Origin of the sequence: Maribacter sp. 4G9 (assembly GCF_002742265.1) — a bacterium.
Lineage (GTDB): Bacteria > Bacteroidota > Bacteroidia > Flavobacteriales > Flavobacteriaceae > Maribacter.
In genome coordinates, this window is record NZ_MDGL01000133.1 from 1 (window position 1) to 10,258 (window position 10,258).

At 36.2% G+C, this 10,258-nt stretch carries 8 protein-coding genes and 2 pseudogenes; 4 read left to right on the forward strand and 6 right to left on the reverse strand.

Features of this window, described 5'->3' with window-relative positions; genetic code table 11:
* Positions 1–175: pseudogene (locus tag BFP75_RS13510) on the forward strand (IS66 family transposase); the annotation flags it as partial.
* Here the strand turns inward: BFP75_RS13510 and BFP75_RS13515 are convergent.
* Positions 176–472 carry a hypothetical protein gene (locus BFP75_RS13515; protein WP_099545909.1) on the reverse strand — a complete coding sequence of 99 codons (297 nt, stop codon included), beginning with the start codon at positions 470–472 and terminating at the stop codon, positions 176–178. It abuts the pseudogene before it with no gap.
* A 61-nt stretch (positions 473–533) separates the two neighbouring features.
* Positions 534–1,166, reverse strand: a complete 633-nt coding sequence (locus BFP75_RS13520) for a hypothetical protein (RefSeq protein WP_099545910.1) — start codon at positions 1,164–1,166, stop codon at positions 534–536.
* A 107-nt stretch (positions 1,167–1,273) separates the two neighbouring features.
* On the opposite strand from BFP75_RS13520, the gene BFP75_RS13525 reads away from it, so the two are divergent.
* The gene (locus BFP75_RS13525; protein WP_099545911.1) at positions 1,274–2,557 is read left to right on the forward strand and encodes a hypothetical protein; all 1,284 of its coding nucleotides are present in this window, start codon (positions 1,274–1,276) and stop codon (positions 2,555–2,557) included.
* Positions 2,558–3,299: 742 nt separating this feature from the next.
* On the opposite strand, the gene BFP75_RS13530 is transcribed toward BFP75_RS13525, so the two are convergent.
* From BFP75_RS13530 to BFP75_RS13545, 3 genes are all read right to left on the reverse strand, one after another.
* On the reverse strand, positions 3,300–3,911 hold the full coding sequence (locus BFP75_RS13530) for a hypothetical protein (protein WP_099545912.1): 612 nt from the start codon (positions 3,909–3,911) through the stop codon (positions 3,300–3,302).
* 382 nt (positions 3,912–4,293) lie between these two features.
* Entirely contained in the window at positions 4,294–5,001 is a 708-nt protein-coding gene (locus tag BFP75_RS13540) for a hypothetical protein (RefSeq protein WP_099545914.1), read from the reverse strand.
* Between the two features lie 29 nt (positions 5,002–5,030).
* On the reverse strand, positions 5,031–7,388 hold the full coding sequence (locus BFP75_RS13545; protein ID WP_099545915.1) for a TonB-dependent receptor domain-containing protein: 2,358 nt from the start codon (positions 7,386–7,388) through the stop codon (positions 5,031–5,033).
* A gap of 228 nt (positions 7,389–7,616) precedes the next feature.
* On the opposite strand from BFP75_RS13545, the gene BFP75_RS13550 reads away from it, so the two are divergent.
* Together BFP75_RS13550 and BFP75_RS13555 are read left to right on the forward strand one after the other, a co-directional pair.
* A complete protein-coding gene (locus BFP75_RS13550) occupies positions 7,617–8,666 on the forward strand; it encodes a sensor histidine kinase (RefSeq protein ID WP_099545916.1) in 1,050 nt (349 codons plus the stop codon).
* Positions 8,657–9,403, forward strand: coding sequence for a LytR/AlgR family response regulator transcription factor (locus tag BFP75_RS13555; protein ID WP_240531787.1), 747 nt, complete (start codon positions 8,657–8,659; stop codon positions 9,401–9,403). Before BFP75_RS13550 ends, BFP75_RS13555 begins: the two co-directional genes overlap by 10 nt.
* A gap of 684 nt (positions 9,404–10,087) precedes the next feature.
* Here BFP75_RS13555 and BFP75_RS13565 read toward each other — a convergent pair.
* A pseudogene (locus tag BFP75_RS13565) lies at positions 10,088–10,258 on the reverse strand (IS66 family transposase); the annotation flags it as partial.

Below are 10,258 nucleotides of genomic sequence, written 5' to 3' on the forward strand. Positions count from 1 at the left end.
GCAAGCGATTCGAAATGTCAAGGTAAAACAAAAAATATCGGGCCAGTTCAAAAACCCCAGAAATGCTCAGAATTTTGCCAAAATCCGATCCGTAATCGATACCACCATCAAAAACGGAATGAACGTGATTCAAGCATTGAACCTAATCGCTAAATTTGAATTTCAAGTAGACTGATTAGTTACTTAAAGGATTAAAAACAATTGGTTTAGCCCAATTTTTATCACCCAACTTAGAATGAAATATTTTACCGCTAAAATCGTCCTTGTTCAGCACTCCAAATACCAATTCTTGATTGTCTGGAGTGAACGAAATTCCATGCTCCAACCTACCTTTTACCGAAATTATATCTGGTGCAAAGATTGTAGGAATGGAATCGGGATATGTAGGTTCAAAAACATCGGTTGATTTAGGTGGTTGCTTACAACTTATCAGTATGAGAATTAGGACTAATGGGAGAAATATTTTAATCATTAAAGTGCAAATTGATTATACGTATTTAGATTTTTGAAAACATTGGGCGTAAGACTAATTGCTATTGAATTTTTAAATTCCTAAAACTGCCTTTTGAGTAGTTCCCTACCCAAAATGCAATTTTACTTGAAGAAATAGTTGAGAGTCTTTTGACCTGCATTAATAATCTTCCAGAACTATCCTTAACAATAACCCTATTCTTTTCGATGGTTAGTGAAATCGAAAACCAATCATCCGGCGGAGGCGGGTTGATGAATTCTGCTTCAAACTCACCTGTATTTTCGTTCCGTAACCTATACCAAGGATAGTTCGGCTCAAAAATATACTGAATGCCATGTTCAAGTCTATTCTGCTCGGGAGATTTAAAATTAAAAGGTCGGAAATAAACAGCTTCATAAGTAGAATCATTCTGGATGTTGAATGCAATCCCAACAAAGCTACTACCGGGATTATTCTCCCCTTTAATATCTAATTGTATAGTGCCGATTTGAAAGGATACATCAGTCAAAATAGCCATCCCATTTCCTTCGGCTGCATTCAGCTCTAGTACACCTTCTGTGAAGTGGATTTCTCGGTTAACGCTTCGAACATTTTCCTTGGTTGGTATTATCGATTTTTGCGCACTACATCCCATTAAGAAAAGAGAGAATACGCTACTCATTAAATAGTGTTTTAATTTAATTTGCGATTTCATAATTTCATAATTTTCAACTATTTAAATTTAGATTTTGAGATGATTACGTCTAGATATTCTTAAAATCATTATTGTACAAGTTCGTCCAATTCGGTAATCAGCATTAAATGAGTCAATTAAAAAAAATAGAAAAAAATCAAGACCTTCAAGTTTGTCTTGCAATAATCGAGAAAAAGCTTGGTTGGGGGAAAAGTAGCGAATGGTCTTCCTATGATTTTGAAAAGTTAAGCGAAAAAATTCATCAAGGAACTGGTATGAAATTAAGCGCGAACACTTTGAAAAGGGTTTGGGGAAGACTCAATTATTCATCCGACCCCAGCACTACTACTTTAAATATTTTGGCGCAATATATTGAATATGACGATTGGCGCGATTTCATAACAAGAAAAGAAAACAAGAAAAAAGAGGCAACTCCAATAATCAGTTTAAAAAAAACCTTCTTGTTTGTGGTTGCGATTTTAACATTTCTACCACTATTGTATGTTCTTCTTAACGGGAGCTTCTTTTCCGAAAAAAAGTTTAACTCGTCGGACTTCAGCTTTTCTAGCAAAAAAATTTCCAGTGGTATTCCTAACTCTATTGTTTTTGAATATGGAATTCCTTCATATATTGAAGAAGGAGATAAATTAGAAATACAACAGAGCTGGGATGAGACAAAACGGCATGCCGTATCAAATACTGATAGTATTGCGACATCCATATATTATAGCCCTGGATATTTCATGGCCAAACTTGTGGTCAATGACGTTATAGTAAAAGAGCACGGTCTTCTAATTCCTTCAAACGGATGGCTGGGTATTTTGGGGAAAGGGAAGTCCGCAACCTATCTAAATGAAAACGACATTGTTTTCAATGACAGGATAGCATTATCTGATAGTAGTGTTGAAGATGGGATATTTGACGACAAAGTTAATCGAGAGTCAAAACGGATATATTTTATAGAAAACTTTCAAGACCTTTATATTGATGATTTCACTATCGATATGGTGGTCAGAAACGTAGGACAGAAGCCTTGTCAGACTGCTAGCTTAACGGTTTACTGCGAAGGTCAGGTAATTCTTGTTCCTCTAACCACTAAAGGTTGTATATCAGAAATCAATTTACTTGTCCCTGATAAATTAATTTCTGGAAAGACTAACGATTTGTCATATTTTGGTGTTAACATGAATGAGGATATATCCATAAAATTGGCATCATCCAATGGACAACTTTTAATACATATAAATGATGTGCTAGCTTATTCCATAAAACTTGAAAAAAATAATCTGCGCAGTATTTCCGGAATTCGATACGAGTTCGAGGGCTCAGGTAGTATAAATAAGATTATTATAAGAAATCAAGAGCAAGTCTTTCTCTCCAAATCCTCTTTAGAGCCAAATGCTAAACGCTGAGAAAGAGACATACATTGAGCATTATAAAACGGCGAATCAATGGGAAATAAGGGGGTGGGATTCACTAGAAACGTTCCTAATACGGAACTTAAGGAAAGATGCACAATAGTTTTGTGCATGCTTAATTAGGGATATTCGGAACTAAGGATAGGATTGCCTAACAAAACGGTTTTTTGAAGATTTCAGGTCTGCTTTAAGCTGTTTTTAGGTCTAGGTGTTGGATTCGTTCACCAGTTTTTTGGCACTCGTGGTGTGGATTCCAAAAAATATCCATAGAATCTCTGTCTCCTTGTTGTGTGCCTTTATTTTTTCAGGACAAAGTGCTCCTGGTCAGTGCCAAAGTTTCCCTCCAGCCTTGTCACGCTCTTCTTGGTTATCATCCGGGCCAACAGTTCGTAATGGTCGTGGTAGGATAGATGGTATCTGCCCCCGGCATTTTGGTCTTGACCTTGAACAGTGACTGTGCCAGCCCTATGTTCTGTTTTAGTCGCGTGCCCTGGTTAAATTGTCAAAGTAGAGGTGCTCGATGAAGCTGATGCCATCCACTTAAGGTTTGTTGACCTTTGCCCCGAAATCGACGGACTTGACCTCTTTACTCCTTTTTATGGGGCATATTTATATTCTGTAAAGGTTGACGATGCGCCCCTTGGGCTTGGTGCCCTTGTAGAATAGCTGGGCCTTTTCCCATAGTATGGTGGGCGTTGCCTTTCTTCTTATAAGCTTATCGGAGTTATGGCTTATCTTATGCTCCCTGAAGCGTTTTTAACTCTGTTAAAGTCTTTTCTAACTTAGTTGATAATTCTTTTTCCAAACCTAGTAAATCCGATGTCATTAATTTGATTGTGCCTATAAGGTCAGCTATTTTCATAGATGTATTTATTCCGATAGCTTTGTTTAATATAGATGTTCCAAAATCAACATAAACATCTTGAAAGTAATAAACATCAGATAATTTTTGGACTAACTCTATGTCGAACTCCTTTATTAATCCACTAGTCTTAGCGGTCTCAAATGCTGTTTTCTGAAGTCTTGCAAAATTGAAACCTGTCCAGCCCTTAATTTCTATATGTTTAAATTCAGCTTCCGTAAAATTTGAATACATTTCCTTTTCACTTAAAGTAGGAACTATACTGTCCAATTCGGTTCTTATATTTTCGTGATACGATATATGGTCTTCAAGTAATTTTTTATTTAGTTCTAACTCTTTAAGAATAAGATTCAGAGATTTTTGCTTTTCTATTTTTGTTTTATTGTCTGCATTAATATTGCTGTAATAAACGCCCAGAAAGACTCCAAAAGCCACAATAATAATTTCGACAAAATATTTTAAAGTGCTTTTTAATGTTTTGTTCATTTCTATTTTAGAGTATTACGGTCAAAAACTACATAACAGTAGCCGCTATGAGTGGTTGAGTAGATTTGCCTGTAATTTAGTAATTACATCCCAAAATAAAATTCTGTTAGGATTTTTACAAGTAGGTGATAGCAAACAATTACTTATGGCCGTCTTAGGTTTGATTCTGATTAGATTAAACTCATAAATCAAATACTTCCAAGATTGTTTTCTGAAATCAAATCTTACCGAATTTTCCGAAAGATTTTTACCATAGATTATGGTCATAATGAAGCACAAAAACGAAATATAGTTATTTTCTAAAATAGGGATATGTTCCAATTGTTTATATCCAACAAATATGAATTATTGATGATAAACTATAAGGTGTTTAAAGAGGTTTTCAATCCGTCAACGTAAATTGATTTACATTTTTTAAGAAGCCAACATCCATTTTAAGATTTTCCTTCTGAAAAGCATTGAAGTCCTCTTTGGTTTCCCATTGTGTAATCGCCATGTAATCTGGATTGTAGACATAGCCTTCAGGTGATTTTCCATTGACCAACTCCATTTTTAGGGTACCATTGGTATTCTTTACAGCTTTCTTCCATCGGGTTAAAAATTCAGTAAAATCAGCTTTTGTCCTTTCCTTTTTAAAACATGCAGTAGCTACGATTACTTTTTCCCTATCCAATTGAATTGCGTAATCTTCCGGAAGTTCATAAAAGGTTAAGTTAAAAATCGACCAGATTTTTTTCCGCATGTCATGAAAATTTGGAACGCGCGCCTCAATTTCATCAAGAAATTTTTCACGTGAAGCCAAGTTTTTCCATTTGGCCAAAATCAAGCTTGTGGGTTCATAATTACCTTGGATGGTTTCCCTAATTTTAAATCCCGGCAAGGGAGAAAAGCCCATTTCCGAAGCTACTGGGAATGCAGTTTGTCGGTACTCCTTAAAGGTTTCCTGACTCCCATCTATCGTTGCAAGGAATAGAATATCAAAAACCTCTCCTTTCTTGAGGTTAAGATGAACTAGATTGTCTTGTCCAAAGGAAAAAAAGGAAACACTAAGGATACATATGAGCAATAATTTCATTTGATTTGAATTCATAGTTTTGGATTATAATAATGATTGAATGTTTATAAAAAGCGATCAGCTTTAATGTTGTTTTTGCGTTTTTGACGAGCTCGTGACGATAATTTACCACCCATTCGATAGGAGAGCCCTACGAATATTTGTTGAGTGTCTCTTAAGAATTCACCTTCTTGAAACACTGTTCTAAAGGTTCTGAAAGCAAAACGCCGTGTACCAAAAATATCGTTGGCATTCAGGTTGATACTCCCATTGCCATTGGCAAAACTGTATCGTAAACCTGCATTCAGGTAATAGTTGGCTTTTAGCCTATACTGTAAAATTTCTTGTGGGCCACTATAAAATCCAAAGAGGGAAGCACTGAATTTACTGCTCAACCTATAATTCTGTGTCCATTTGATGTTGGTCAACGTGTTTTGTACCGCTACCTCTTCGTCTTCAATGAATCCGCGTTGTTGCCTATGATATAATTCTAGGTTAATATTGGAACGCCACCAATCCGTAAGCCTTATGTTCCCACCTACTTCTATACCATATGCATTGTTACTATCAAAATTGTCATAGCTTAACCTCAATAGGTTGGGGTCATCTTGATCAAATATTCCAATCCGGTTGATTTCATCTTGAACATTGCGATAGAAGATTCCTGAATTGATTGAACCCTTCTGAAATCTATACAAGTAGTTTGCTTCTAACGTATTACTAAATTGAGGAAGTAATCGGATGTTTCCTGATGCTACTAGTTGGGGTGTTGTGGTTTGCCGAATAGGATTCACCTGATTGAAAGAAGGTCTTTCAATTCGTCTGCCATAACTTAGTTGATACTGATGGGGGCTTTCTTCGGAGGCTTGATAACTTAAGAAGAAGGATGGGAAAATATTAAACAATTTAAGGTCAAAATCATCCAAACCCGATAATTCTTGATCGAACCTCGCATTGACAAGATACTGCTCAAATCTCCCACCTAAATTAAGTTTAAATTTCCCTAATGAACGATTGTACATAAAATAGGAGGAATAAATATCCCGATCATATTCAAAGGTGGAATTCTCAAGTTGAGTGTTCGTAGAAGTATACTCATTGTCAATACGGTTAATTCGGGCTTCACCACCAATTTCCAGTTTTGAATTGGTGTCTAGAGGCAAACTGTAATCCAAGTTAAAAGTTAGTACAGATCGAGTATCATCGATACTTTCGACATAAGATGGTACCGAGGTGTTACCGGAAAAATCAAAATCATTGATTAAATCACTATTGAAAAGATCATAGTTGGTCTCTATTTCCAGATAGTGGGATTCACCATTAAATAACCATTTGTAATCAGCATTATAGTTTTGGGTATGGTTGTTCCTGGTCAAAAAATCGTCTAAAGCAAAGCTGTTTTCTGCATCTTCTTCGAAAATCACATCTTTTTGCCCGTCAAAAAGGGCATCGAATAGGTTTTGTGTTGTAAAAAATGAAAGAATGGATTTTTTGGAAGGATAGAAGTCCGCCCCAAGTTTCACATAATGGGACTCCCGATTATTAACGTTGCGTGTAATTTGATTGGAGTTCAAATCAAACCGATTGACAATACCGTCCGTAATTTGGTCACCGAACCCATTACTATATTCAAAATAATAGTTGGTTTTATTGGGTTTATAGTTAAGTGATACATTGCTATTGTACCTTTCTCGTTGTGCAATTATTGAGTTGGCACCAAAGGCCATATTCCAACCTTCTTGTGCATTTTTTTTAAGTACAATGTTTATAATCCCATTAAGTCCGTCTGGATTATACTTGGCAGATGGATTGGTGATGAGTTCAATTTTTTTGATGGAATTCGAGGGAATTTGTTGTAAAACATCTGCTGGGTTTTCCAAATTGCTCAACTTCCCGTCAATCAATATCCTTACATTATCGCTTCCGCGAAAAGAAATGGATCCGTCAGAACCTATATTCACAGATGGGAGGTTGTTCATTAGGTCTAAGGCAGAAGGTCCTTGTGCAACCAGATCTTTACCCACGTTAATGACCTTTTTATCCAGACGTTGCTCTACCTCGGATTTCGCAGCGGTCAAAGTAACCCCTTCAAGAACTTCTGAACTTTCTGACATAGCGATTTCGGGGAGCTTCATTTCTTGGTTGGTATTAAGTTTTACTAGAATTTGTTGGGAGGCGTATCCAATGAACTCAACTTCCAAAAGATATGTTCCAGTAGCTAATTCATTAAATTGAAAATTTCCTTTTTCATTGGTAATAGTCCCATTGGATACAACTCCACTTAGAGTTTTAAGAACCACACTTGCATAGGCTAGAGGCTGACCAGTAGTTTTGTCGGTTACCAAACCTGAAATTGAACCTATGTTTTGTCCAAAGACGGTTATACTGGATAAAAAGACGGTATAAAATACTAGTTTTCGCACGCTATTGGATTGTATGTTCGTGCCAAATCTATAAGGATGCTCTCTTCAAAAAACGAGGAGTAGACAAAGGGTATGAAAGGGAATAAAAACTCGACCTTAGAGTGGATGAATCATAATTTAAGCATAAAAAACCTCTTCGTATGCGTAAAAGGCCTATTCGTCATCTATCTTTTATTTTCTTTGGAAAATACGAGTATATTGCTGGTATTATAAAGTATTCGAAAGTAAATGGAACGCATTCAATCCAAACGAGAGGTCGCACTGCATTTCCTTTTTTGGATTTGTGTGTTCTTGTTTTCTACCGCTAGCGCGAACTGGTATTATGCTGAAACCCGAGAGCTTTTTGAAGTCTATGGTTTCAGGGTTTTTCTTCAGATGTTGGTCGCTTACATGATAATAGGTTTTTTAATACCAAAAGTTTTAAATAGGAAACAAGTGTTTTTGTTTTCCGTTTTAGTTTTAGCTCTTTTGGCCTTGGTTCATACACTTTGCACCCTTTATTTGTTCCAACATCTAGTTCCCTCGTATCCTTCTTCCTACGAAGTCTTTCTAAGACGATTTGATAGTCCTACTTTTCAGGGAGTCTATTTTAGTTTTAACCAGTTCTTTTCCAATTCCGTGTATTATTCCTATCCATGTATCATTTTGATGGCCATCTTGTTTTATAGGGAAAGGCAAGAATTGTTGGTGCTGCATGAAAAAAAGCGGGAAGCTGAATTAAACGCGCTAAAAAATCAACTCAACCCCCACTTTTTGTTCAATACCCTGAATAGCTTATATCTACTTGCCCTTAAAAAGTCAGATAAGACGGTTCGAGTAATTGAGAATTTGTCCCATATTTTGGACTATATGCTATACCGATGTGATAAAAAGTATGTCATGCTTCGAGATGAACTTTTACTTATCAACAAATACATTGAGTTGGAACAGATACGGTATGGGAAAAGAGTGAGCATTTCCTTCGATGAATCCATTACAGGGCAAGAAAAAATAGCTCCTTTATTGCTATTGACCTTTGTTGAAAACGCCTTCAAACATGGGGTGTCGGAAGCTATAGAGAACGCTGCTATTACAATTCAAGTAGAAAATAAAGGAAACAAGTTGTTTTTCGAGCTAAAGAATACCAAACCGGACATACAACCTGAAATAAATGAGAGAAAGTCCTTGGGTCTATCCAATATCAAAAAGCAATTGGAACTTCTGTACCCAAATAAACACCAATTGAACATTATAGAAAAACCCCATACGTATAAGACAGAACTGGAGCTATGTCTATGACTTATAACTGTTTGATCGTAGATGATGAGCCATTGGCACAGGAGCTTATCGCGGAGTATGTTTCCAAAATCCCAGAGCTTCACGTGGTTGGAAGATGCAGTAATGCCCTGGAAGCTTCATCCTTTCTTGCCAAAGAACGGATAGATCTTCTGTTTTTAGATATTAACATGCCGGTGATAAAGGGAATCCACTTTTTCAAAAATCTGGTAAACAAGCCTCAGGTTATTTTCACTACGGCCCATCGGGAATATGCATTAGAAGGTTTTGAGGTCAGTGCTCTGGATTACCTTTTGAAACCTATTGTCTTTGAGCGTTTTTTCCTGGCCATTCAAAAGTTTTTCAAATCAATGGAATCCAAAGTTTTGGTTCCTGACCATTCAAGCTTTAAAATGGGCAACCAAACAAAAGAGATTATATTTGTCAGTCAAGGCCATCGGAGAGTCAAGGTAGCATTGGATAAAGTCAAATATGTTGAGAGCTTCAAAGATTATATCAACATTCAAAGTACAAACGGAAGTCTACGGGTAAAGGAGAATATTGGGGCATTCGAAAAAAAACTGAACCAGAGTTTCCTTAGAGTACATCGTTCTTATATAATAAACGTGAAATTTTTAACGGGATATACCAAACTGGATGTTGAAATCGACGAACAAGAGTTACCAATAGGTTCCAGTTACCGAGAAAAAGTTTTGAAGTCCCTTGAAAGTTTGACCTTTTCCCGCCAAAGGGGATTGTGAAGAAAAGACATACTCTAGTTGCTTTTAAGTCAGTTTGTTGGATTTTACACTTTTACCAGGGAGTTTTGTTAATCGGCCGTTTTTTGAGACAACTTCGCAAGGCCAAGGAACTTTTTAATCGAGCGTCCCATTCGTGGTCTCTTTTAGTAGTTTCGTTAACTCACCTTTTACGGGACAGTTTCTTCTTTTCCAAAAAGTTGTCTGGGAAAAAATCAATCTATTTATTTATAAATCCTAAACTATATGGTAATTTGAAATTTAAATCGCTTACCATCATATTCAGCGTAATAAAAAAACTCTACCCATTGCCTTCCATTCCATTTCCATCAATGCGCATCGTTTAAAAACTCTTGAACCCCATATATTTTTGAAAATAAAAATATATGGAGTTCGCTTTGCCCGACTTGAGAATATCCGTCAAAAATTTGATGGGGAGGTATACCAAAACAGTATAAAACAGTATGAATTTTACCTAGGGCATTGAATATCAATTTATTAACTATTTTAAACCGTTTATTTGCATGAAAAGACATGAAGATATACGCTATTATTACGTGAGTCCAAAACGGTTTTAAATCATATCCAAAATACGAAATAAAGGGATGTACAAGATAGCTTGACTCCTGACATTCTAGAACAATGATATACCTCAAATTCAAAATTTTTAAATCTTTCTGTAACTAATCAGTCTACTTGAAATTCAAATTTAGCGATTAGGTTCAATGCTTGAATCACGTTCATTCCGTTTTTGATGGTGGTATCGATTACGGATCGGATTTTGGCAAAATTCTGAGCATTTCTGGGGTTTTTGAACTGGCCCGATATTTTTTGTTTTACCTTGACATTTCGAATCGC

Coding starts and splice junctions, on each gene's coding strand:
- BFP75_RS13530 (WP_099545912.1), bottom strand. CDS start 3,911: ATGAACAAAACATTAAAAAGCACTTTAAAATATTTTGTCGAAATTATT.
- BFP75_RS13525 (WP_099545911.1), top strand. CDS start 1,274: ATGAGTCAATTAAAAAAAATAGAAAAAAATCAAGACCTTCAAGTTTGT.
- BFP75_RS13520 (WP_099545910.1), bottom strand. CDS start 1,166: ATGAAATCGCAAATTAAATTAAAACACTATTTAATGAGTAGCGTATTC.
- BFP75_RS13515 (WP_099545909.1), bottom strand. CDS start 472: ATGATTAAAATATTTCTCCCATTAGTCCTAATTCTCATACTGATAAGT.
- BFP75_RS13555 (WP_240531787.1), top strand. CDS start 8,657: ATGTCTATGACTTATAACTGTTTGATCGTAGATGATGAGCCATTGGCA.
- BFP75_RS13540 (WP_099545914.1), bottom strand. CDS start 5,001: ATGAATTCAAATCAAATGAAATTATTGCTCATATGTATCCTTAGTGTT.
- BFP75_RS13550 (WP_099545916.1), top strand. CDS start 7,617: ATGGAACGCATTCAATCCAAACGAGAGGTCGCACTGCATTTCCTTTTT.